At 72.3% G+C, this 22556-nt stretch carries 25 protein-coding genes; 8 read left to right on the plus strand and 17 right to left on the minus strand.

Features of this window, described 5'->3' with window-relative positions; all coding sequences use genetic code 11:
* Positions 1 to 207: 207 nt before the first annotated feature.
* Positions 208 to 783 (plus strand): MarR family transcriptional regulator, encoded by a 576-nt coding sequence (locus tag ACGFZK_RS10425; protein ID WP_393848441.1) that lies wholly within the window; start codon positions 208 to 210, stop codon positions 781 to 783.
* Between the two features lie 22 nt (positions 784 to 805).
* Here ACGFZK_RS10425 and ACGFZK_RS10430 read toward each other — a convergent pair whose 3' ends face one another.
* From ACGFZK_RS10430 to ACGFZK_RS10440, 3 genes are all read right to left on the minus strand, one after another.
* Positions 806 to 2401: a hypothetical protein gene (locus ACGFZK_RS10430; protein ID WP_393848442.1), complete on the minus strand. Its 1596-nt coding sequence runs from the start codon at positions 2399 to 2401 to the stop codon at positions 806 to 808.
* Between the two features lie 178 nt (positions 2402 to 2579).
* On the minus strand, positions 2580 to 3218 hold the full coding sequence (locus ACGFZK_RS10435) for a GNAT family N-acetyltransferase (RefSeq protein ID WP_393848443.1): 639 nt from the start codon (positions 3216 to 3218) through the stop codon (positions 2580 to 2582).
* Between the two features lie 404 nt (positions 3219 to 3622).
* Positions 3623 to 4408 (minus strand): hypothetical protein, encoded by a 786-nt coding sequence (locus ACGFZK_RS10440; RefSeq protein ID WP_393848444.1) that lies wholly within the window; start codon positions 4406 to 4408, stop codon positions 3623 to 3625.
* 96 nt (positions 4409 to 4504) lie between these two features.
* On the opposite strand from ACGFZK_RS10440, the gene ACGFZK_RS10445 reads away from it, so the two are divergent.
* Complete coding sequence (locus ACGFZK_RS10445; protein WP_393848445.1) at positions 4505 to 5041, plus strand: NUDIX hydrolase family protein; 537 nt, start codon at positions 4505 to 4507, stop codon at positions 5039 to 5041.
* Positions 5042 to 5063: 22 nt separating this feature from the next.
* Here ACGFZK_RS10445 and ACGFZK_RS10450 read toward each other — a convergent pair whose 3' ends face one another.
* A complete protein-coding gene (locus ACGFZK_RS10450; protein WP_393848446.1) occupies positions 5064 to 5636 on the minus strand; it encodes a TetR/AcrR family transcriptional regulator in 573 nt (190 codons plus the stop codon).
* A gap of 153 nt (positions 5637 to 5789) precedes the next feature.
* Here ACGFZK_RS10450 and ACGFZK_RS10455 point away from each other — a divergent pair, with 153 nt between their 5' ends.
* Together ACGFZK_RS10455 and ACGFZK_RS10460 are read left to right on the plus strand one after the other, a co-directional pair.
* The gene (locus tag ACGFZK_RS10455) at positions 5790 to 6581 is read left to right on the plus strand and encodes an SDR family NAD(P)-dependent oxidoreductase (RefSeq protein WP_393848447.1); all 792 of its coding nucleotides are present in this window, start codon (positions 5790 to 5792) and stop codon (positions 6579 to 6581) included.
* 209 nt (positions 6582 to 6790) lie between these two features.
* Positions 6791 to 9271: a CehA/McbA family metallohydrolase gene (locus tag ACGFZK_RS10460; protein ID WP_393848448.1), complete on the plus strand. Its 2481-nt coding sequence runs from the start codon at positions 6791 to 6793 to the stop codon at positions 9269 to 9271.
* A 31-nt stretch (positions 9272 to 9302) separates the two neighbouring features.
* On the opposite strand, the gene ACGFZK_RS10465 is transcribed toward ACGFZK_RS10460, so the two are convergent.
* The 3 genes from ACGFZK_RS10465 to ACGFZK_RS10475 form a co-directional block, all read right to left on the minus strand.
* Positions 9303 to 10469 (minus strand): alanine--tRNA ligase-related protein, encoded by a 1167-nt coding sequence (locus ACGFZK_RS10465; protein ID WP_393848449.1) that lies wholly within the window; start codon positions 10467 to 10469, stop codon positions 9303 to 9305.
* A gap of 358 nt (positions 10470 to 10827) precedes the next feature.
* On the minus strand, positions 10828 to 11151 hold the full coding sequence (gene cutA, locus ACGFZK_RS10470; RefSeq protein ID WP_393848450.1) for a divalent-cation tolerance protein CutA: 324 nt from the start codon (positions 11149 to 11151) through the stop codon (positions 10828 to 10830).
* 45 nt (positions 11152 to 11196) lie between these two features.
* Positions 11197 to 11769, minus strand: coding sequence for a cytochrome b (locus tag ACGFZK_RS10475; protein ID WP_393848451.1), 573 nt, complete (start codon positions 11767 to 11769; stop codon positions 11197 to 11199).
* A 210-nt stretch (positions 11770 to 11979) separates the two neighbouring features.
* Here ACGFZK_RS10475 and ACGFZK_RS10480 point away from each other — a divergent pair, with 210 nt between their 5' ends.
* The gene (locus tag ACGFZK_RS10480) at positions 11980 to 12429 is read left to right on the plus strand and encodes an SRPBCC family protein (RefSeq protein WP_393848452.1); all 450 of its coding nucleotides are present in this window, start codon (positions 11980 to 11982) and stop codon (positions 12427 to 12429) included.
* Between the two features lie 92 nt (positions 12430 to 12521).
* Here the strand turns inward: ACGFZK_RS10480 and ACGFZK_RS10485 are convergent, their stop codons facing one another.
* From ACGFZK_RS10485 to ACGFZK_RS10520, 8 genes are all read right to left on the minus strand, one after another.
* Positions 12522 to 12923, minus strand: a complete 402-nt coding sequence (locus ACGFZK_RS10485) for a hypothetical protein (RefSeq protein WP_393848453.1) — start codon at positions 12921 to 12923, stop codon at positions 12522 to 12524.
* Positions 12924 to 12945: 22 nt separating this feature from the next.
* Complete coding sequence (locus tag ACGFZK_RS10490) at positions 12946 to 13221, minus strand: isoamylase early set domain-containing protein (RefSeq protein ID WP_393848454.1); 276 nt, start codon at positions 13219 to 13221, stop codon at positions 12946 to 12948.
* A 188-nt stretch (positions 13222 to 13409) separates the two neighbouring features.
* The gene (locus tag ACGFZK_RS10495) at positions 13410 to 14654 is read right to left on the minus strand and encodes a ClC family H(+)/Cl(-) exchange transporter (RefSeq protein ID WP_393848455.1); all 1245 of its coding nucleotides are present in this window, start codon (positions 14652 to 14654) and stop codon (positions 13410 to 13412) included.
* 57 nt (positions 14655 to 14711) lie between these two features.
* Entirely contained in the window at positions 14712 to 15335 is a 624-nt protein-coding gene (locus tag ACGFZK_RS10500; protein WP_393848456.1) for a dihydrofolate reductase family protein, read from the minus strand.
* A gap of 112 nt (positions 15336 to 15447) precedes the next feature.
* Positions 15448 to 15873 carry a VOC family protein gene (locus ACGFZK_RS10505; RefSeq protein WP_393848457.1) on the minus strand — a complete coding sequence of 142 codons (426 nt, stop codon included), beginning with the start codon at positions 15871 to 15873 and terminating at the stop codon, positions 15448 to 15450.
* A gap of 54 nt (positions 15874 to 15927) precedes the next feature.
* A complete protein-coding gene (locus ACGFZK_RS10510; RefSeq protein WP_393848458.1) occupies positions 15928 to 16314 on the minus strand; it encodes a hypothetical protein in 387 nt (128 codons plus the stop codon).
* 176 nt (positions 16315 to 16490) lie between these two features.
* Positions 16491 to 16688, minus strand: coding sequence for a CsbD family protein (locus ACGFZK_RS10515; RefSeq protein ID WP_393848459.1), 198 nt, complete (start codon positions 16686 to 16688; stop codon positions 16491 to 16493).
* A 195-nt stretch (positions 16689 to 16883) separates the two neighbouring features.
* Positions 16884 to 17045: a hydrophobic protein gene (locus ACGFZK_RS10520; protein ID WP_393848460.1), complete on the minus strand. Its 162-nt coding sequence runs from the start codon at positions 17043 to 17045 to the stop codon at positions 16884 to 16886.
* A gap of 181 nt (positions 17046 to 17226) precedes the next feature.
* Between ACGFZK_RS10520 and ACGFZK_RS10525 the strand changes: the two genes are divergently transcribed.
* The 3 genes from ACGFZK_RS10525 (at position 17227) to ACGFZK_RS10535 (ending at position 20401) form a co-directional block, all read left to right on the plus strand.
* Complete coding sequence (locus tag ACGFZK_RS10525; protein WP_393848461.1) at positions 17227 to 17643, plus strand: SsgA family sporulation/cell division regulator; 417 nt, start codon at positions 17227 to 17229, stop codon at positions 17641 to 17643.
* Positions 17644 to 17740: 97 nt separating this feature from the next.
* Positions 17741 to 17950 carry a hypothetical protein gene (locus ACGFZK_RS10530; protein WP_393848462.1) on the plus strand — a complete coding sequence of 70 codons (210 nt, stop codon included), beginning with the start codon at positions 17741 to 17743 and terminating at the stop codon, positions 17948 to 17950.
* Between the two features lie 108 nt (positions 17951 to 18058).
* Positions 18059 to 20401, plus strand: coding sequence for a catalase (locus tag ACGFZK_RS10535; protein WP_393848463.1), 2343 nt, complete (start codon positions 18059 to 18061; stop codon positions 20399 to 20401).
* A 35-nt stretch (positions 20402 to 20436) separates the two neighbouring features.
* On the opposite strand, the gene ACGFZK_RS10540 is transcribed toward ACGFZK_RS10535, so the two are convergent.
* Together ACGFZK_RS10540 and ACGFZK_RS10545 are read right to left on the minus strand one after the other, a co-directional pair.
* A complete protein-coding gene (locus ACGFZK_RS10540) occupies positions 20437 to 21825 on the minus strand; it encodes a sensor histidine kinase (protein WP_393848464.1) in 1389 nt (462 codons plus the stop codon).
* Positions 21822 to 22535: a response regulator transcription factor gene (locus ACGFZK_RS10545; RefSeq protein ID WP_393848465.1), complete on the minus strand. Its 714-nt coding sequence runs from the start codon at positions 22533 to 22535 to the stop codon at positions 21822 to 21824. The genes ACGFZK_RS10540 and ACGFZK_RS10545 overlap by 4 nt, the downstream gene beginning before the upstream one ends.
* Between the last annotated feature and the right edge of the window lie 21 nt (positions 22536 to 22556).

Below are 22556 nucleotides of genomic sequence, written 5' to 3' on the forward strand. Positions count from 1 at the left end.
CATGGAGAATGCACAGATTTATCCGGACAAATTATCCCCGATCTCGCAAAGGTCACGAGATGATAACGTCTTTGCCCTGTGCCAGATTTACGATGTGAAAGCCATGACATTCGACTGCGGCCCCGTTTCGCCACGGCGGAACGGGAAAGGCGCGTCGGCCCCTTCGGTCCGTCGGGTGCCCCGCACGGTCAGGCGGTACAAAGGGGTATGACCGAGCAACTGCGACCCGCGGATCCGTCACCCGCCGCGGACGAGGTCGACGAGGTGACGCGCGCGGTCCTGGCCGCCTCCCACCTGCTCGCGTCCATCTCCGCCCGGGCCCTGGCGGTCGCCACCGGGGACGGGGACGGGGACGGGGGCGGGGACGGCGGGGCCGCCAACGGGGTCACGCTCGCGCAGTTCCGGATGCTCCAGGTCCTGGTGGCGCGCGGCCACGTGAAGCTGGTCGCCCTCGCGGGGCTGATGGCGGTCAACCCGTCGACCGCCATGCGCATGGTGGACCGGCTGATCTCCGCGGGCCTGGCGGACCGCAGGCCCAACCGGGAGAACCGGCGGGAGACGGTGCTCACCGCCACGGCCTCCGGCCTGCGCCTGGTGACGGACGTGACGGCCCGGCGCCGGACGGAGACGGCCGCCGCCCTCGCGCGGCTCCGGCCCGCCGAACGCGCCGTACTGGTCGGCGCGCTCGGCGCGTTCGCCGCCGGGGGCGTGGAGCCCGCCGAGGGCGGACCCCACGCTCTCCCGCACCCCCTCGGGTGGACGGAGCCCTACGTCCTGCGCTGAGCCGGGCCGCCGTGGACCGTGCTTACGGCCGGGCGTCGAGCCAGCTCAGCTTGTGTCCGTAGAGCACGCGCTGGCAGTAGTCCGTACCCGCCGGGTCGGCGGGGTCCCGGTTCGCCGGGCAGTCGGGCTCCGACCCGGGGCGGTGTTCGGAGACGGACCACAGGCGTCCCGTACCGCGCTCGACGTAGAGGTCCTCGGCGCCCCGGGCGGTCTTGACGGCCTGACCGTCCTGGACCAGCTGGCCGTTGCTCCAGCGGTAGCGCCACAGGTTGCCCGGCTCGTCCGTGCCCTTGGACTCGTTCACGTAGAGCGTGCCGTCGTACGCGGCCGCGCCCTGGGCACCGCCGTTCGGCATGGGCAGGTAGTTGGCCCAGCCCTGCGCGGTGACGTCGGCGGAGCGCCCCTCCAGGGCCGCGACCGGGTACGAGGCGATGCGGCCGGTCGAGGGGTAGCCGCTCTCCGGACGGCAGTATTCACCCATGATCAGGCGGTCCGGGGTGGTGCTGCGGTCCAGGGAGACGTAGGAGCCCTTCGGGGCGCCGGTGGAGACGCAGGCGTAGGAACCCTTGGGGTTGTTCTGCGTCGCCTTGAACTTCCACGCGGCCACCTGCGGCATGACGTAGCGGTAGCCGAAGCTGTACCAGACGTTGTCGTGCCGGCCGACCTTCGTCCTGTCCTCGACGTTGGAGGTGGTCTTCACCCCGTCGGTGTCGGTCCCCATCTCGTCGTGCGTGGCGGGGTCGCCGTCCGGGTCCAGGTCCATGATGGAGCGCATGTCGAAGACACGCAGGCCGTTGCGGGTGTCCGCGACGTAGAGGTAGTTGCCGTACCAGACGATGCCGCCGGCGTGGACGCCCTTCTGGATCGGGTACTCGGCGGCGTGCAGCCCGTCGAAGGAGACGTGGTCGGCGGAGTTCACGTACGTCCATCCCAGCAGGACGTGCCGGTACTTGACCTCGGGACTGCCGGTGGCCGGGTTGGTCCGGCTCTGCACGAAGGTGATCCGGACGCCCTTCTGGTTGCAGGCGTCGTTGTCCTCCAGCTCGGCCGTGGTGCAGTCGCCGGCCGCCGGGAGCGGGTCGTCCTCCCGGCCCGGGTCCCATCCGTCGTAGGACGCGAACAGCTGGATGTTCCCGGCGTCGCCCCACAGCTCGTTGTCCTTGGCGTCGGAGACGCCGGTGAAGCCCTGCGGGACCCACTCCCGCGATACGGAGTCGTCGCCCTGCAGGCAGTACTTGATGTCGGGGTCCGGGGCGGTGCCGAACGGGTCGCGGGAACACCAGGGCTGGACGGTGCGGTTGGCCCCGTCCAGCAGGTTCTGCACGCCCGACTTGGGCAGCACCGAGTCCAGACGGGCGACCCGCTTGGTGGTCTCGGCGTTCATCTCGCCGGGCGACAGCGTGAAGTCACCGGGCGAGGCCGCGCCACCGGGAGCGGTCCAGGCGCGGGTACCGAAGGCCGAGGGGGTGCCTTCGGTGGCGCGGGGCTCCTGGATCCAGGACCCCGGCACATCCGGCGGAAGGTCCTGCGCGTGCGCCGGCGTCGCGAGACCGGTGAACGCGAGCGCCGCCGCGGCGGCTGCCGCGAGCCAGGCGCGACGTATTCGGCTTGAGGGCATACGGGGGTTGCCTCCGTTACTCGTATGACAGGTGAGTCAAACGGAGGCTTCCAGATCATTTATCCGGAACGCAAGCGTGATCGTTTCGTCAATCAACGGAGCCGGCAGGGCAGTTGCCGCCCTTTTGAGAGTGTTCCAGCCGCTTGGGACGACGGCCGGAAGATCCGCAGGACACCGTCTAACCGTGGGGGTCGCGCCACATGGGCCAGAGGGTCGGCCCGCCCTCCGGGGTCCGGATCTCACCGGTCACCCGGAAGCCCAGCCCTTCGTAGAAGGGGACGTTGGTGATGTTGCTGGACTCCAGGTAGGCGGGTTGCCCGAACCGGTCGCAGTCGGCCAGCTGCTGACGCAGCAGCGCCGAGCCGACCCCCATCCCCTGGAGCCCCTGATCCGTCCCCACGGACGGCAGGTACCAGTGCGGGGTCTCCGGATGGGCCTCGTGCATGGCGTTCTGGAGCTCCCCGGCCCGCGGCATCCCCCGGAGGCCGAAGACGCCCGCGTACCGGGGCAGCGCCGCCAGCTCCTGCACCGCGGAGGTCTTCCAGCGCCCGGGCCCCGACCAGAGCGCGGCGGCCAGCAACCGTCCCTCGCTCGTGGCGGCGACCCGGACAGCGCCCGCGCGCGGCCGCTGCTGCCGCTGGGCCAGCCGGAAGTACCGGGCGATCCGTCGTTCCCGGTCGTCGGCGGGAACCATCCACGCCATGACCGGATCGTCGGCGAAGGCGCGGGCCAGGAGCGCGGCGACCGCCCCGGACTCGTCGGGCCGGGCGCACCGGATCCCGTACCCGGCCAACGGCAGTGAGGGTCGTGTGCTCATGGGGCCACGCTAGGCAGCACGACCGCGCCACCCCCGTCCACACCGCCGGACACGCCGTACGAGCCACCCGCTCACCGCCGGCTCCGGCGGACGGCGTACCCCGCGCGCGTTCTCGGGTACCGGCGCCACTCGGCGCACCGGAGCCGGCCACGCGCCCTCGGACGGCCTGACCGGATTCCGGAAGGGTGCTCCCGCTCGCAGTGCGCCGGCGTGCGGGGGGTCTCACCGGCCAGGAAGTGCGCTTCAGGATCCAGGTGTTGGGCGTGAAGCCCGAGCCGCATCCGCCGCTGTTCCACCACTGGGCGTCCACCCAGCTGTCCCGAGCGTGACGCCGGGGGCCGCCGAGGCGGGGCCCGGTTGAGCGCCTCCGCGGTCAGGGCGACGACCGAGCGGAGGCCGCCTCATCAGCCGATCGGCTGCCGGGATTCGGCACGCACCTTGAGGGTCGCCTCGGCGATCTTGACGAGGTCGACGGCCTCGGGTTTCTGCTGCGCGGTCTCCGGAGTGACGAAGCCGACCGAGGCGCCGGTGTTCTCGTCGGCCCAGGCGCATATCGGCAGGGAGCTCTGGGCCGAGCCCTGCGTCATCGTCAGCACCTCGCAGGACAGGGTGATGCCGGAACCGGTGGGCGTGACGTCCCGCGCGGGGACGGCCAGGAACGCGCCCTCGGAGTCCGCGGCGCCGTCCAGCATCTTCCTGCGGGCGCTCGCGGGGTCCTTGAACTGGCCGTACATCCCCGAGAAGACCAGGGCGCTCGCCCCCTTCGAGGACGTGGAGGTGTACTGACCGACGACCGGCTCCGGATTGCGGATCTTGGAGTCGTAACTGCCCTTCAGCGCCTTCTTCCCCTCGGTGGCCGAAAGGTCCTGGACCAGCTCGTACTTGCCGTCGACCACGGTCTTGGGAACGATGAGCCGGTAGCGCGCCTCGGGGAAACCGGATCCGCCCGCCACGGACACGAGCACGCCGACTACGCCGAGCGCCACCAGCGATGCGGCGACGATCCCGATCACCATGCCCGTCCGGCGCTTGCGCGGCGGCGTGCCCATCGGGTGCTGCCCCCAGGCCGCTTGAGCGGGGTACGGCTGCTGGTGCGCGGGCTGTGCGGCGTACGGCTGGGCACCGTACGGGTTCGGGGGCTGCGGGGGTCCGTACGGGCCGGGGGGTTGCTGGGGCGGCGGCATGCTCATGCCCGAACGTTACGTCAGCCGCCCGATGCCGGGCCCCGCCGGGCTGCTGGACGCGCGATCTGGGCCGGGACCCGCCCTTGACCGTAGGATCAAGGGATGTCTGACACGACCGAAACCACGCCCGGCTGGCTGACCAGCGACGAGCTGAACACGGCCCGGGCACAGATGCCGATCCTGTACGTCGAGGCCGTCCCCGTACGCGTGGACGACACCGGCGAAGTCACCACCATCGGGCTGCTCCTGCGGATCGGCACGGACGGGAACATCAGCCGGTCTCTGGTGTCCGGCCGTGTCATGCACCACGAGCGGATCCGTGACGCGCTGCTCCGCCACCTGGAGAAGGACCTGGGGCCGGTGGCCCTCCCCCGCATCCCCCCTTCCCTCCAGCCCTTCACCGTCGCCGAGTACTTCCCCACAGCCGGCATCACCCCCTACCACGACCCCCGCCAGCACGCGGTGTCACTCGCCTACATCGTGCCGGTCACCGGTGACTGCCGCCCCCGGCAGGACGCCCTGGACCTGGTCTGGTTCACCCCGCAGGAAGCGCTCTCGGCAGCCGTGCAGGGCGAGATGCCGGACAGCCACGCGGTGTTGCTGAAGCAGGCCCTCGCGCACGTGGGGCACACGTACTGAAGCCGCCGCGCGCCTTCGCCGGCTACGGGGCCTTCGTCGCGGTGAACTGCGTGAGAACCAGCAGGGTGTCGACGAGGTCCTCGGCGGGGGCACCGGTCGCCAGGCGGCGCAGCTGCTGCCCGAACACGAGGGCGACGGCCACGCCGGCCAGGCGTTCGGGGTCCGGGACCCCGAGGTGGGTCAGGATCCGGGTGGCCAGCAGGTCGTAGGCGGCGAAGCACTCGGCCGCGGCGGCGCGCAGCCGTTCGTCGCGGCCGGCCTGGACGTACAGCTCGAACGGCGCGATGTGGCGGCTGTCGAAGGCGTTGCCGCCCGCGACCTGGGCCACCACCTCGGCCGCCTGCCCGAGGTCGAAGCTCTCGTCGGAGCACGCGTCGGCGAGCGCCGTGAAGTGCCGGGTCTCCTCGGCCACGAAGTGCAGCAGGCTCTCGCGCAGCAGCTCGTGCTGGGTCGCGAAGTGGTAGGTGACGGAACCGAGGGAGACTCCGGCCTCCTTGGCGATCCGCCGGTTGGTGAGGGCGGCGATGCCGTCCTGCCCGATGATCCGCAATACGGCGTCGATGATGCTCTGGCGGGTGTCGGAAGCATGGGACATGGCGTAATTCTGCCCCATCGGCCGATCCGGCCGCCCGGGCGGGGCTGGGGAGTTGGGGACGACCGGGGTGTGGACAAGGAGAGGCCTCATCCCTACTGTTCGTTCGAACGAACAACTGACTGACCGACACCGCAACGCCGCACGGGAGTGGTCGTGGACATATCCGGATCGAACGTTCTGCTCACCGGCGCCACCGGAGGCATAGGCGCCGCCCTGGCCGCACGCCTGACCGCGCAGGGCGCCCGCCTCACGGTCACCGGGCGGCGGGAGGAAGCCCTCAAGGCCACCGCCGACGCCTGTGGCGCCCGCACCGTGGTCGCCGATCTGGCCGTACGGTCCGACGTCGTACGCCTCGCCGGGAGCTGCGCCGAGGCGGACGTCCTGGTCGCCAACGCCGCCCTGCCCGCCAGCGGCGACCTCCTCGACTACACCGAGGACCAGCTCGACCGCGCCCTCGACGTGAACCTGCGCTCGCCCGTCCTGCTCTCCCGGCTGCTCGCGGAGCACATGGTGGCCCGCGGACGCGGCCACATCGTGCTGGTCGGTTCCATCTCCGGCAAGGCGGCGACCAAGTCGACCTCCCTGTACAACGCGACGAAGTTCGGGCTGCGCGGGTTCGCGCTCGCCCTGCGCCAGGAGCTCAGCGGTACGGGGGTGGGGGTCTCGCTGGTCCAGCCCGGTTTCGTGCGCGATGCCGGGATGTTCGCGGCCACCGGCGCCACCCCGCCGAACGGCATCAGGACCGTCACGCCCGAACAGGTCGCCGACGGCGTCGTACGGGCCGTCCGCCGCGACCTGTGCGAGGTCAACGTCGCACCGCTGGAACTGCGGCTGCTGAGCGCCATCGCCGGGCAGTTCCCCGGGTTCGCCGAGCGGATCCAGGCCCGGACGGACGTCGACGGCTCCGTGCGACAGATCGTCGAGGCCCAGCGCTCACGCCGTTAGCGAGGCGCCGGCGGTCCCGCCCGCACCACCGGGCGGGACCGGCCGCCGCTCGCTCCGGCCCTCCCGGCTCCACCTGCTCCACCTGCTCCACCTGCTCCGCCTGCTCCCCGTCTTCGTGCGGATCCGCCCACGCCCGTTTCCCGCGTTGCCGCGTCCCCGCGTTCCCGCACGCCCTCGCACCTGCACGCCTTCCATGCCACCCCCCATGAATGGAGAGCACGGCTGTGCCGAGCGAACACCTCCCGAGCGATGCGTCCGCCCCCCACCCGCACGTCGAGCGCAGGTCCCTGCTCCGATTAGGGGCCCTGCTGGCCGCGGGCGGGGTCGCCGCGCTGGTTCCCGCACCGATCGCGTACGCCGCGACCCGGGGCCAGGGCACCGACGCGGTGACCACCACCTACCGGGGTCGCGCCCCCCAAGGCACCGACCAGTGGGCGTACGTCGCCTTCGACGTCCCGGCCGGAGTCCAGCGGATCTCCGTCGCCACCACCCACGACGCCGCCGCCGGCATCCTGGACCTCGGCATCTTCGGCCCGTCCGGCTTCCGCGGCTGGTCGGGCGGCGAACGGACCGGGTTCACCCTCTCCGCGGCGGACGCCACTCCCGGCTACGCGCCCGGCCCCGTCGAGAGCGGCGGCTGGTCCGTCATCCTGGGGCCCATGGTCGGCAGCGCCGGGGGTATGGCCTGGCAGGTCGACGTCACCCTGCACTCCGGAGACCCGCTCCCCCGGACCCCGTACGACATCCTGCCGGCCTCGGTGGCGGGGCGCGGCCCGGGCTGGTACCGGGGCGACCTGCACCTGCACAGCGTGCACTCCGACGGGAAGCGCACGGTGGACGAGATCGTCGCGGCCGCCCGCCAGGAGGGGCTGCACTTCATCGCCACGTCCGACCACAACACCCACTCCACCGGCGTGACCTGGCAGGGCAACGTCCCGACCGACCTGCTGGTCATCAACGCCGAGGAGGTCACCACCCGCCACGGCCACTGGCTGGCCGTCGGGCTGCCGCAGGGCGAATGGGTGGACTGGCGCTACGGCCCCGCCAACCCGGGGGTGTTCGAGGGCCATGCCCGGCGCGTGCACAGCCTGGGCGGACTCACGATCGCCGCCCATCCGCTCACTCCGGCGGCGGGATCCTTCTGGGAGTTCGGCCTCGACCGCGTGGACGCGCTGGAGGTGTGGAACGGACCCTGGACCCTGGACGACGCGGCCAACATCGCCGCCTGGCACGTCATGCTCTGCCTCGGCAAGCGGGTCGCCGCCGTCGGCAACAGCGACGCGCACAGCCACACGGACGCCGTCGGCCGGCCCCACAACGTGGTGCACGCGGCCGGCCTGTCGACGTCCGCCGTACTGGACGCGCTGCGCCTGGGCCGGTCGTACGCCGTCGAATCCGCGGCCGTGACCCTGGACTTCACCGCCCGCACCGGCGCAGCGGTCGCCGGGCCCGGCGAGGAGCTGCCCCTGTCGTTCTTCGACGCCGTCGACGTGACCTTGAACGTGACGGGCGCCCCGGACAGTATCGCCACGCTGTACACCGAGTGGGGCATCATGGCCGCCACCTGGATCGACGGCAGCGGCAGGGGTCAACTGCGCTGGCGGGGCTGGGGCAAGGCCTCCCTGTTCGTACGGGCCGAGGTGCGTCGGCCCAAGCCCGCCTCCACCACGCTGGACCAACTGGTGGCCCTCACCAACCCGGTGTGGTTCTACTCCGCGCAACTGCCCCCGTACGACGTCGAGCAGCGGGTCCTCTTCCACACCGAGCGCCGCGCCGACGGGTCGTGGGGCGGTATGCGTCCGCTGCCGGGCGCGGTCGGCGCCGGCTCGTTCGCGGGGGTCCAGAGCGCCGTGGCCGGCCGGGCGGACGGCTCGGTCGTGGTGCTGGGCATCGCGGCCGACAACGGCCTGTGGCTGACCGTCGTACGGGGCTCGGTCACGCTCCAGCCCTGGCAGCGCGTCGCGGGGCCGGGCGGCTCGACCGGGTTCACCGTCCGGGAGGCGGACATCGCGGCCTTCCCCGACGGCACCTGCCAGATCGTGGTGACGGCCATGGACGGCACCGCCTACCACCAGCAGCGGCGCGCCGACGGCGGGATGCCCGGCTTCCGTGCCCTGCCCGGCTTCACCGCGGCGAGCCGCTGGGGCGCGGCGAAGGTCTCGATCACCGCCATGCCCGACGGGTCGGCCCAGCTGCTCAGTTACGGCACGGACGGCGCCATGTACCACTGCGTTCGCGGGCGGACCGGTGCGTGGACCGCCTGGGGACGCCTGGCCGGGTACAACGGGGCCCCGGCGTTTTCCGGACCGGCTCTGGCGATCACCGGGATGCCGGACGGGTCCTCCCAGGTCCTCGCGATCGGCCTCGACGGGGTCGTATACCACCAGCTGCGGCGGGCGGACGGCTCCTGGACCGGATTCCGGCCCCCGCGGGGGGTCACCACGGCCACCATGGGGGCCAGCGCCATCGGCATCGCGGGGACGCCCGACGGCTCCGCCCAGGTGGTGGCGGTCGGGCTCGACGGACGGATCTGGCACAACGTCAGGAAGCCTGACGGTGCCTGGACGCCGTTCGCCCAGGTACCGGGCCCGAACGGGAGGGACCCCTTCCCCGCGGGACAGGTCCGCATCACCGCCCTGCGCGACGGCTCCACGCACGTGACGGCCGTCAGCGCCGGCCAGGACTCGTGAGCAGGAGCCGGGCCGGCGGTCCGCATCGCCGTCACTCCTGCAGCAGGCTCACGACCAGCTCGCGCGGCAGTCCGTGCGTGTCGTGGAGGTAGTGGAAGTCCTCCTGGGTCAGCGGGCCTTGGAACCGCGGGCGGGCGAGGACCTGCCGCCCGCGCTCCAGCAGCCGGCGGAACCGCTGCTCCTCCTCCAGCAGGAGCCGCCTTACGTCGCCCGGGTGCCCGTCCTGCCGGAAGTGGTCGAGGGTGTGCCGGACCAGTTCGTCCGGCAGGTCTTCGAGGCCACGCGAGGGGTCGTCCCGCCACAGCAGGGTGAGCACCCGTCGCACCAGGCGTCGCAGCACGTAGCCCCGGCCGGTGTTGGCCGGGCGCACGCCGTCGCCGAGGACCACGACGGCCGAGCGCAAGTGGTCGCAGACCACGCGCAGCGACCGTTCGTCCAGGTGCCACAGGCGCGGCACGAGGCTGCGCCAGGGGTCGAAGACGTCGCACTCGAACACGGACGACTTGCCCTGGAGCAGTGAGGCGAGCCGCTCCAGGCCGAGGCCGGTGTCCACGTTGCGCTGGGGAAGGGGCACCAGGGAGCCGTCGTCGAGCCGGCGGTGGCTCATCGTCACGTGGTTCCACACCTCGACCCAGCGCTCGTCGCGGGTGGGCGTCGACCGGGGCGGGCCGTCGCCGCTCCACAGGAAGATCTCCGAGTCGGGACCGCACGGCCCGACGGGTCCGTTGGACCACCAGTTGTCCTCCACGGTGAGTTCGACGGGAACGCCACGGTCCTGCCACAGCTGGAGGGAGGCGGTGTCCGGCCCGGTCCGGTCGTCCCCGGCGTGGACGGTGGCGTACAGCCGGCCGGGATCGACGCCCAGTCCCTCGGTGAGGAGCCCGTAGCCCCAGCCGAGACTGAGCGGGCCGTCGTAGTCGCCGAGCGACCAGCTGCCGAGCATCTCGAAGACCGTCAGGTGGGTGGCGTCGCCGACCTCGTCCAGGTCCGTGGTGCGCAGACAGCGCTGGACGTTGACCAGCCGCCTGCCCAGCGGGTGGGGGCGGCCCTCCAGGTACGGGGTGAGCGGGTGCATGCCGGAGGTGGTGAAGAGTACGGGGTCGCCGGGTGGTGGCAGCAGCGTCGAGCCGACGATGCGCCGGTGCTCGCGCTCCTCGAAGTACTCGACGAACGTGCGGACCAGCTGCTCGGTGTTCATGGGGGTGGCTCCTTCGCAACACAGCGGGGAGGCACCGGAGAACGGGACCGTTGGGTCTCCGACCGGGGGCAGCGGATGCCGCGGCACTACCGGCGGACCGTTCTCCGGTCGCCGGGGAGAGGGGAAAGTCAGGCGGCGGCAACCGGCGAGCTGGTCGCTCGCGCGGTCGCGGTGGTGCTGGGGCCGGTGACGTTCATGCGGGTCACACTAACGCGGGCCCGCCGCCGGAGCACAGGCATTTCCCACGGGTTGATCATGTGGCCGGGCGGCGTCCTGCCGATCAGGCCGCTCCCTGCTCCGGTCTGATCGGCAGGGCACCCCCTACGCCCCGTCCGAGGTCCTCGGTCCGTACGGCGGGCTACTCCGTCGCGGTTTCCTTCACCACCCACGCCAGGTACTCCTCCGAGGCCGCGGTGGCCGGGAGCACGATCCACTGCGGCACCTCGTAGGGGTGGCGCTCGTGTATCCACGCCCCCAGCTCGGCGACCTTCTCCGCCGTCGTCTTGAAGGAGAGCCGGTACTCCCGCTCGTGCTGCACCGCGTCCTTCCACCAGTAGAAGGAGGTCATCCGCGCGTCGATGTGCACGCCGGCGGCCAGCCTCGCCTCCACCGCGGCCCGCGCGATCTCGTACGCCTTCGCTTCGTCGTCCACGGTCGTCTGCGCGATCACGATGCTCGCCACGCCGGTCCTCCTTGATCGGGTCCGGCCACCCTACGGTGAGCGGCTTCACAGCATGCGCCGCAGCAGGCGGTCGCGGCGGACCACCGTGTGCCTGAGCACCAGCCCGAGGTGTGCGGTGAGCGCGACGAAGAACACCACGTGCGCCGCGACGTGCGGGGCGAGTGCGTCGTCATCGCCGAGGGCCACCAGCCACAGCCCGGTGAGCGGCATCGCGAGGAGCGCCCCGTACAAGAAGACTTCGGTCCAGTGCGCCAGTCCTCGCTCGCGCGGGGAGAGCGCCGGGGACCACGGGGGCAGGGGAGTTGCCCGTCGCCAGGCGAGCCGTACCACCGCCAGGACGAGGATCGCCAGCCCGAGCAGCACGTGAACGGTCAGCAGCCGGTCGTCGCCGAACGGATCGAATCCGTCCGCACCTCCCCGCCCCCTCCCTCGCCCGGAATCCGCGCCCCGTCCTCGTCCCCGTCCGCGCCCGTGCCCTCCGTCGCCTCCCAGCCGGTATCCCACGGAGAACTGCACGAGGAGCAGAGCTGCCACGGTCCAGTGCAGCACCTTGGTCACCAGCCCGTAGCCGTACGCGCCGTTGCGCCGGCGCGCGCTCGGACCGCCGGGTTCCGTCATCTGCCCAGAATGCCCCGCGCACACCTCCCGGCGCAGAGGCCGCGACTGCTGGGGGCCGCCTGGTCCGGGAAGTGGGCTCGTTCGGGGAGTCCGCACCCGGTCGCCGGGGAAGGCGCGCGGTGAGAGGGCACGGATGCCTTGCCCTGCGGGAGCCGTACAGGTACGAGAGCCGGTTCCCGCTCCCCCCACCCATCGCAAAGGAGACGCGTCATGTCGACGGTCAAGGAGTCCATCGAGGTCAACGTCCCGGTCCGCACGGCGTACGACCAGTGGACGCAGTTCGAGTCGTTCCCGCAGTTCATGGACGGCGTGCAGCGGATCGAGCAGCGCTCGGACACGCTCACGCACTGGGTGACGAAGATCTCCGGTGTCGAACGGGAATTCGACGCGGAAATCACCGAGCAGATCCCCGACACGAAGGTCGCCTGGGTCACCGTGGGAGGCGAGAGCGAGCAGTCGGGCCTCGTGACCTTCCATCCCATCGATCCGTCCCATACGCAGGTCACGCTGATGATGGACTTCGACCCCGAGGGGATGGCGGAGAACATCGGCGACAAGCTCGGCTTCGTGGACCGGCAGGTCAAGGGAGACCTGAAGCGGTTCAAGCACTTCATCGAGGACCACGGCTCGGCCACCGGGCAGTGGCGGGGTCAGGTCTGACACGGCCCGCAGGGCCGCGTTCCCCCTGCGCCGTGTCCAGGCCCGGCGGGCGCCCGCCGGGCCTGGGTCTGCGGCCGGCCCTTCAGAGGGCTTCAGCCGGCCAGGGCGACCAGCCGGCGGTACCCCAGTTGGTCCGCCCGCCTGGCGATGAGGTGGACGTGGACGTCGGTGAGGAGCTCTTTCAGGGCCGTGTACCCGGCCGTGTAGGTCTCTTCCTGTTCACCGGCCGGCGGCGGCATCCAGAAGATGAGGAGGCGTTCGTTCCGCCGCATGCCCTCCGGGCTGGCGAACGCCAGCTCATGGACGACCAGTCGCGGTTCGTCCGAGGGCAGGCCCTGCACCAGCTCGTCAGGGGTCAGGTTGCCCTCGATCTCCGGGACCAGCACGTCCGGGGTGTCGGCGAACCGGAGGACCACGGTGTTGATCTCCCGCAGCTCCCTCAGATGGTGGAGGGCGGCGAGGCCGTCCTCCGAAAGGCCGATCGGGCTGCTCACAGGGGTCTCACCTCGGTCGTCGTCAGGTGTGGATACGGCCGTTGGTGCCGTCGTGGCCGTCCGCCTGTTCGTCGTCGAACCAGTAGTCGCCGGCCGCGAGGTAGCGGAACGAGTGGGCGCTGTGGACGGGCAGGGCGACGGCCGCGGCGCGGCTTCCGTCCCCGCGGGGCTCCAGGGGGTGGGCTGCCGGGTTCCAGTGATTGAAGTCCCCGACGACACTGACCGGCCCGTCGGGAGTGTCCTCGGGCAGGATGAAGGTGACCTGTGTGCGGCCCTTGAGCTGCTTGCGTTCGAGCACGGAAAGCCTCCAGCCGTAAAGAAACGGAATCAGCCCGTGGATCCTCACGCCGCCGTGCGTGCGGGGGCCCGTGCCGGGCCGCGGTCCGGGCGGAAGTCACCCGGGTGGCCGCCTGTGGGTGGTGGCCGTTCCGCACCGGCGGGAAGGGGAGGAAAGGGAAGGGAGAGCCCGGTCCGGCCCGGCAGTCGTCAGGCGCGCTCCAGCATCCGGCGCCGCAAGGTGTCGTAGATGGGTTCGCTCCCCAGCCGGTCCGCGGTCACGGTCGCGGCGAAGCACGCGACCAGCAAGGGCATCAGGAGGACGCCGGCACCCGTCATCTCCAGGACCAGGACGACTCCCGTGAGCGGTGCCCGTACGACGCCGGTGAACACGGCCGCCATCCCCACCACGGCGAACACGGCCGGGCCCGCCGAGTCGGCCGGCAGCAGGGGGGAGGCGAGCGCGTGGGTGAGCGTCCCCCACAGGGCTCCCAGGGCCAGCAGCGGAGCGAACAGCCCGCCGGGAGTCGCGGCCGCGTAGCTCAGCGGCCCGGCCAGGAACCGTACGGCGAGGCAGACCACCAGCGCCGCCACCGTCAGGCTTCCGCCCGCGAGCAGGCGCTCGCTCAGCTGGTCACCACCGCCCGTGAGGAGGGGATCGAGGGCCATCAGCGCGCCGACCCCGGCTCCGATGCCCGCCGCACGGACCACGAGGGGCACCCGCGTCAGCCGGTCGCACACCTCCAGTGTCCGTACGACGAGGGCGCCGTAGACCGCGCCCAGCGCCCCGGCCGCGATCCCGCAGAGCAGGAACACCGGCAGCATCCACAACGACGGGGCGGGGACGGCCGGCAGCGGAAGGACGAGCGCGTCGCCCACGATGAGCTGGGAGACGGCCACCGCCGTGACGGTGCCGACGATCGTCAGGAGCACCAGACGCGGCCGGACCGTGCGGGTCACCTCCTCGCAGACGAACAGCACCCCGCCCAGCGGAGCGGTGAACGCCACCGCCAGGCCCGCCCCACCGAGCGCGGTGTGCAGCATGCGGGCGTCCTCGGCGACCAGCCGGCCGCGCCGGCCCGCCGCGGACCCGATCGCGGCGCCCATGTGGACGATCGGCCCCTCTCTTCCCAGGACCAGGCCCGAGCCGATCGCGACGAGACCGCCCACGAACTTCGCTGGCACCAGCCAGGCCGTACGGGCCTCGGCCTCCTGCCGCCACACGGCTTCCACGTGCTGGATCCCACTGCCCGCCGCGTGCGGGACCCGCTGGGCGATCAGGCACGCCACCGCGGCGCCCACCGCGGTGAGGACGACAGGGATCAGCCAGCCCACCGCCCCCAGCCGGGCAGCCGCCTCCAGAACCGAAGCGCGCAGGCTGTCGGCGTGCTCCAGGCACCACCGGAATCCGCCGCCGACCAGCCCGACCGGACAGCCCGCCAGCGCCGCGATCAAGAAGACGCGCCCGTCACTCCCCCGACCGGGCCGAACGCCGGGCATGCGCCGCACCCGCTAGGGCTGGGGGGGCTGGGGCAGGTGGGTCGTGGCATCCTCGTACGACCCTTCGCCGGGTGCGGCGGCCACGGCGTAGAAGAGGTTCAGCACACCGGTCCGGAAGGTCTCGGCGGACACCAGCTCCAGCGGGATCGACGGCGCGTCCTCCTCGAACAGGCGCAGGCCGTTGCGCACGGCGATCGGGTGCAGCAGGAGGTTCAGCTCGTCCAGGAGCCCGGCGGCCACCAACTGGCGTACGACGGAGACCGAGCCGCTGATCCAGACGGGGGTGTCCGCGTCCGGCTCGTTCTTCAGTGCGGCGACCGCGGTGGTGAGCTCGCCGGCGAGCTGCTCGGAATTGCGCCAGGTGAAGTCGAGAGGGCTGTTGGACACCACGATCTTGCGGGCGTCACCGAGCACCTTGGCGAACGGGGCGTCCTCCCCGCCTCCCGCTTCCCGGTCCGGCCAGGCGCCCGCGAAGCTGTCGTAGGTCCTGCGCCCGAGCAGCAGGGTGTCGGCCCGGCCGAGGGTGGCGTCGACGGCTGCCCCCATCTCCTCGTTGAAGTAGGGGAAGTGCCACTGGTCGGGCGCCTCGACGACGCCGTCGAGCGAGATGAACAGCTGCGCCTTGATCTTCCTCATGCCGGTCTCCGGAGCTGGTGGTCGGTCCGTCCGCGTACGGCCCATCCAAGGGCACGCGGCAGCCGGACGCCTCCCGACCCGGCGAAGCGCACGTCGTCCGCTCCGGGAACGCCTATCGGGGAGAGCTTCCGGCGGGGAGGTCCTCGCGGACCGCGATGAGGACGAACCCGTGGCCGGCCGGGTCTGCGTAGCGGCGCAGGGTCGTCCGGCTGCCCGGCAGGCTGCCGTCGTCCTCCGCGGCCACCGGGCGGGCGCCGAGGTTCACGGCCTCGCGCTCGGCGTCGTCGAGGCACCGTTCCTGCACGAGGATGCACAGATGGGCCTGTTGGGAACCCTCCGGGAGCGGCCAGCTCGGCGGGACGTGGTCCGGGTCGCGACGGACTCCGACCACCACTCCGGTGCCGCCGGTGACGAGGAGGAGGTCCCCGTCGTCCGGCGCCGGCGCCGTCGTGCCACCGAGCAGTTCGGCGTAGAACCCTGCCAGCAGCTCGGGCTCGGCGCTGTCGAGGACGAGAACGGTTGTCTTGGGTACGGTCATGCAGCGCGTTTGCCCTGAGTCGGCGCCCGTACACGGTCCGTGCACGGTCCGCACTCAGGACCGGATGCGCAGGCCGATCTCCTTCTCCTGGTCGCCCGATACGGCTCCCAGGTCCTCGACGGTGAAGTGCCCGGCGAGCGCGGCCTGCACCCGCTCCACCGCACGGGGGCCTCCCTGGAGGGTGACACTGACCGTGTCCTTCAGCCGGACGGCGGTTGCCTGCCGCTCCCCCGCTTCCGCGGGCCTCGCCGGCTTCGCGGCGTCGAGGGTCGCGCTCCACACGGTTGCGGCCCGGCCGCCTTCCGCCGGGCCGCCCGCCGCGGCCTCCGCCGGGAAGGAACGCTCGAGCAGGTCGAGAACGGCGTGCGCGTCCTCGGAAGAGCAGTCGCCGACTGCCACCACCACTTCGGCCGCCGGGTTGTCCTTGTCCTGGCTGTCCATCGGGGGCTGCCTCTCTCGTGCCGCGCCCTGTGGCACGGTGTGGTGCGGTTGCGGTGCGGAACCGGGAAGTCGGGACGCCGGGGCGTCGGGAACAGGGGGGCGGCCCCGCGGCGCCGAGGCGCCGGGGGCCGCATCCTGTTCACCCACGAGCCCCGAGGGGACCCGTCGGGGCGGGATCAGGTCCTGTCGCGCTTGTCACGCAGCGAGTCCTGGACGCCACGGGCGCGCTCCTCGGTTTCGCCCATCGCTTCCTTGGCCTTGCCCTTGGCCTGGTCCATCTTGCCTTCGGTCTTCATCCGGTCGTTTCCGGTGACCTTGCCGGCGGCCTCCTTGGCCTTGCCCTTGGCCTGGTCCATCTTTCCCTTGTCAGCCATGGTGAACTCCTTTGTCGTGAGGAACCCTGACGGGGACAAACTAGACGAATTGGGACTATCTCGCGCGGCGAGGACGACGGCCTTCGCATCGTCCCCCGGGCATCGGCGCGGCCGCGCCGTTCCCACCCGGGGTCCTGGCCGTGCCGTTCGGCCGGCCGAAGCCGGGCCGGTCCGGCTCACGCCGTCGATCGCGAGCTACCAGCGGTACCAGCGTCCGCCACCGCTCGCCGGGCGGGCCACGAAGCCGATCAGCCACAGCACCAGGACCGCGAGCGCGACCCACCACAGGACCTCGACCGCGAAACCCGCGCCGAAGAGGACCAGGACGAGCAGCAGAACGAGCAACAGGGGAACCACGGTTACCACCTCCGACAGCCCGTGTGCCCTGCCGCCCTCGCGGCATACGCGGGAGTTTCCGGATCCCCTCCGGATGACGATCACACCGCACGAGGCGGGATTCATACGGTTGGCCCAGAGTGCGGGGCACGTTCGGCGGGCATGCGAGGGCCGGTCACCCGTTTGCCCCGTGGAGGTCCCCTTGCCGACCTGTCTTTCCGACACGATCTCGACGCAACTCGCCGTGGCCGGCAGCCTCCTGCCGGTGCCGACGCGGGCCGTCTACGACCCGTCCGACCCCTACGCGGTCCGGTTCGACTTCCTGCTCGACAGCGGGCAACCCATTCCGTGGCACTTCGAGCGGGACATGCTGGCCGAGGGAGTGCACCGCCCGGTGGGGGCCGGCGAAATCAGCCTCCGCCCCCGGTGGGCGGACGGACACAGAACTCTGGTCATGGAGCTGTGGGGGTACACCCAGGCCGGCTACGAGTCGGCGGTGCTGATCGCTGACGCAGCCCAGGTGAGCGACTTTCTCGAGCAGTCCTACCTCCTGGTGGCGCGTGGGGCCGAGTCCTGGGACGTCGACGGGTTCCTCCACAGGATCCAGTGCCCGGACTGAGGGCACTGCGGAGGCCGGGGTCGACCTGCGTGGCACACGCCTCTGGGTCATCCTGATGCGGACCCCCGTATCTCCCGTTCCGGACTGGAGTTCCGCCGTGCTCGAACGCAAGCGCCGTATGGATCAGACCGAGGTCCCGCTCGCGGGGCCGACCGAGGCCCCGCCCGCCGCCCTGGCAGCCGGGGCAGGCCGCTCCTTCCGCTACCTCGCGGCCGGCGACTACTGGTTCGACGGCGACAGCGCCGGCCGTCATCAGGAGCAGGGGCGAGGTCAGAGTCAGGGCCAGGGGCAGTACCGCGCCGGATAGCAGCGGTGCGAAATGGATTATTCGGGGTATATCGGGTAGTCGATGCTTCACCGGCGGTCGACCTCGGGTGAGGGAACCCGCCATGCCTCGATCAGTGGAAGGAACGTCATGGTCAAGAAGGCGGCAAAGACGACGTCCGGCAAGGCCGTCAAGCCCGGCAAGGCGACGTCCGGCAAGGCCACCGCCGGCCCTGCGCCCACCCCTCGGTCCACGCCCCGCGGCCGGGACGTGACCCCGGGGGCGCCCGCTCCCGGGCCGCCCTCGCTCGCCGAACCCGTGACGCCGCGGGAGCCCCTGCCGCCCAAGGCCGACCAGAGCGGGCCCGACACCCTGAGTCCCACCGGTCAGGCCACCGGGGCGCCGGCCGCTGCCGTCGCCCAGGCCGGCCCGTACCTGACCACGGCGCAGGGCGCCCGGCTGTACGACAGCGACCACTCCCTCAAGGCCGGAGCCCGTGGCCCCGTCCTCCTCCAGGACCACCACCTGCGGGAGAAGATCACGCACTTCGACCACGAGCGGATCCCCGAGCGCGTGGTCCATGCCCGGGGCGCGGCCGCGCACGGCGTCTTCACCGGCTACGGAACCGCGGCCCAGGTCACCAAGGCCGCCTTCCTGGCGAAGGGCGCCGAGACTCCGGTCTTTGTGCGCTTCTCCACCGTGCTCGGATCCCGCGGGTCGGCCGACAGCGTGCGGGACACCCGGGGCTTCGCGACGAAGTTCTACACGGCCGAGGGCACGTTCGACCTGGTGGGCAACAACATCCCGGTCTTCTTCATCCAGGACGCGATCAAGTTCCCCGACGTCATCCACGCGGGGAAGCCGCACCCGGACCGGGAGATCCCGCAGGCCCAGAGCGCCCACGACACCTTCTGGGACTTCGTGTCCCTGCACACCGAAGCCACGCACCACACCCTGTGGAACATGTCCGACCGGGGCATCCCGCGCTCCTTCCGGATGATGGAGGGTTTCGGTGTCCACACCTTCCGCCTGGTCAACGCCGAGGGCGCCACGACGCTGGTGAAGTTCCACTGGAAGCCCAGGCTCGGTGTGCACTCGCTGGTGTGGGAGGAGGCCCAGATCACCGCGGGGATGGACCCGGACTTCCACCGGCGCGACCTCGCCGACGCGATCGAGGCCGGTGCCTTCCCCCAGTGGGAACTGGGGATCCAGACCTTCCCCGACACCCCGGACCAGACCTTCGAGGGCATCGACCTGCTCGACCCGACGAAGATCGTCCCCGAGGAGCTGGCCCCTGTCCGGCCGATCGGCCTGATGACGTTGAACGCGAACCCGCAGAACTACTTCGCCGAGACCGAACAGGTCGCCTTCCACCCCGGCCACCTGGTTCCCGGCATCGACGTCACGGACGACCCGCTGCTGGCCGGACGGCTCTTCTCCTACCTGGACACCCAGATCAGCCGGCTCGGCGGCCCCAACTTCGGCCAGATTCCGGTCAACCGGCCCCACGCACCCGTCAACGACATGCTCCGCGACGGCATGCACCAGACCGCAGTGCACTCGGGTGTCGCCCCCTACCGCCCCAACAGCCTGGACGGCGGCTGCCCGTTCCTGGCGGGCGAGGACACGGCCGCCTTCATCGAGGTACCGGTCGGCCTGCCGCCGGCCCGCAAGGAACGGGCGGCCCCGGAGTCCTTCGACGACCACTTCAGCCAGCCCCGTCAGTTCTGGCTCAGCATGACGCCGGTGGAGCGCGAGCACATCATCGCCGCCTACACCTTCGAACTGTCCAAGTGCTACGAGGAGACCATCAGGAAGCGCGTGCTCACCGTTCTCGCCCGCATCGACCCCGCACTGTGCGAGCAGGTGGCCGCAGGTCTCGGCCTCCCCGCCCCCGCCGCCGCGGAGCCGCTCGCGAGCGTCGAGCCCAGCCCCGCCCTGTCCCAGGTCGGGCGGACCTGGCCGCTGGACGGGCGGGTCGTCGGCATCGTCGCCGGCCCGGACAGCGACGTGAAGGGGGTCGCCGCCGCGCAGAAGGCCGTACGCGCCGCCGGGATGACGCCCCTGGTGATCGCCCCGACCGGCGGCTCCCTCGGCACGGGCAAGGCCGCCGTCACCGTACAGCGGACGTTCGCCACCGCCCGGTCCATCGAGTTCGACGCCCTGCTCCTCGCCGGCGCACCCGGACCCGCGGCGGACGCCGCCGGGGCCCGTGACGCCAAGGCGGGCCGGGCGAAGGGCGGCCGGAGCAAGGGCGTGCGGCTCCCGGCCACCGACCCCCGGGTGCTCCTGCTGGTATCGGAGATGTTCCGGCACGCCAAGGCCATCGGCGGCTGGGACGGAGCGGGGGCCGTACTGGAGGAGGCAGGGGTCCCGGCCGGCGCTCCCGGCGTCGTCGACGCAGCCACCCCGGTCTCCGCGTCGAAGGCTCTGGCAGCCCTGCTCGCCGAGCACCGCGTGTGGGACCGGTTCCCCGCCCCGCCCGCCCCGTAACGCCCACCCCGAAGGAGTACGAGACGCCGGGGCGCTCAGAACGTGAGCCGGAACAGGGCGCCCCCGCCCGGGGCGGCCTCGGCCGTCAGCTCGGCGTCGTGCGCCCGTGCGATCTGCCGTGCCATGGCCAGGCCCAGCCCCGACCCCGGCAGGGCCCGGGCCGCCCCGGCCCGGTAGAACCGGTCGAAGACGTACGGCAGGTCCTCCGTCGAGATGCCCGGCCCGTGGTCACGGACCGTCAGCTCCGGGCCCCGGCCGCCCGGGACGCCCGCCACCAGGTCCACCTCCACGGGCAGCCCGCTGCGGCTGAACTTGGCCGCGTTGTCCAGCAGGTTCCCCAGCAGCCGGCTCAGCCGCGCCGGGACGCCCGGCACCACGACGGGCTCGGCCGGCACCCGCACCCGGAACGGAACGGCCGGCCAGTGCGTCCGCGCGGCCTGCGCGCAGTGCTCCACCAGTGCGCCCAGCCGGACCTGTTCCACCAGCGGCTGCGGCTCTTCGTCGCGCGCCAGCTCGATCAGGTCGTTGACGAGGCCCGTCACCTCCCGCAGCTGCCGCCCCAGCGCGGCGGAGGCCCGCTCGCGCTGGTCCGGGGTGAGCCGGTCGGCCCGCGCCAGCAGTTCGGCGTTGGTCCGCAGTGCCGTCAGCGGGGTGCGCAGTTCGTGCGAGGCGTCCGCGACGAGGCGGCGCTGCGCGGTGACGGACTGCTCCAGCTCCCCCAGCATGGTGTTGAAGCTCGTGGCCAGCCGGGTGATCTCGTCCTCCCGCCCCGGCGGCGGCAGTTCGATCCGGTGCCGGGGGTCCCTGGTGGCGGCGATCCGCTCGGCCGTCGCGGTGAGCCGGGTGACCGGGGCCAGCCCGGTGCGCGAGACCCAGTACCCGAGGAGCGCGGCCAGCAGCACACCGGTCGCCGCCGTCAGCACGAGCCACCAGGCCGCCTCCTCGATGCCGTCCTCGACCGTGTCGGCCCGCAGCGCGACCTGGAGCGCCCGGCCCTTGGCGTAGTCGGTGGTGAGCATCCGGGCGGGGTGCCCGGCCAGCGTGATGTTGGTGTAGTACGGGGCCCGCTCGCCCTCGGCGACCTCCCGCGCGGCCGGGTCCACGGGGAGCAGTCCCGGCGTTGCCGGGTCCTTGGCCGGGTCGGCGGCCACCACGTCCGCGCAGGCGGGAGCCGCCAGGAAGCGGCACTCCCCCGCCAGGGTGCCCGGCGCTGACCCGGGGTTGCGCTGGGCGGCGAGCCGCGCGGACTGGGTCAGGCTGAGGTCGAGCTGCTGGTAGAGCGCGGTCCGGACCACCAGGAACGCCGCCGCACACACCCCGACGGCCACGAGGGCCACGGCGGCGGTGACGGACAGCGCCAGCCGGGTCCGCAGGGGCCGGCGCCTGCGCCAGGCCCGGCCGAGCCGCCGGCGGCCGCCGCTCACGCCGCATCCAGCCGGTAGCCGACCCCGTGGACGGTGTGGACCAGCCGGGGCTCGCCGCCGGCCTCCAGTTTGCGGCGCAGGTAGCCGACGTAGACGGCCAGGGAGTTGGAGTCCGGCCCGAAGTCCCGTCCCCAGACCAGCTCCAGGATCAGCTCGCGCGGGAGCACCTGGCCGCGGTGGCGCAGGAGCAGTTCCAGCAGGGCCGCTTCGGTACGGCTGAACTCCAGCGGGCGGCCGCCCCGGCGCCCGGTGCGGGTCGCGGGATCGAGGACGAGGTCGGCGAAGGCGAGCTGGGTGGAGCCGGCGGGTCCGGGCGCGGCCCGCCGCAGCAGCGCACGTACCCGGGCGACCAGCTCGTCCAGGGCGAACGGCTTGACGAGGTAGTCGTCGGCGCCCGCCTCCAGCCCGTCGACGCGCTCGCTGACGGAGTCGAGCGCGGTGAGGACGAGGACGGGGGTGCGGTCGCCCAGCGCCCGCAGCTGCCGGCAGACGGCGAGCCCGTCGAGTACGGGCATCATCACGTCCAGGACGACCGCGTCGGGTTCCCAGACCGCCACCTGCGAGAGGGCCGCCAGTCCGTCCGCGGCGCCCCGCACCTCGTACCCCTCGACGCTGAGCCCGTCCTCGACGGCCACCCGTACCTCGGGCTCGTCGTCGACGACGAGGATCCGCTGCCCGGCCGTGTTACCTGTGCTGTCCGTGGAGCTCATGGGGCAAAGCCTGCCAAAGGC

Origin of the sequence: Streptomyces sp. NPDC048257 (assembly GCF_043201855.1) — a bacterium.
Lineage (GTDB): Bacteria > Actinomycetota > Actinomycetes > Streptomycetales > Streptomycetaceae > Streptomyces.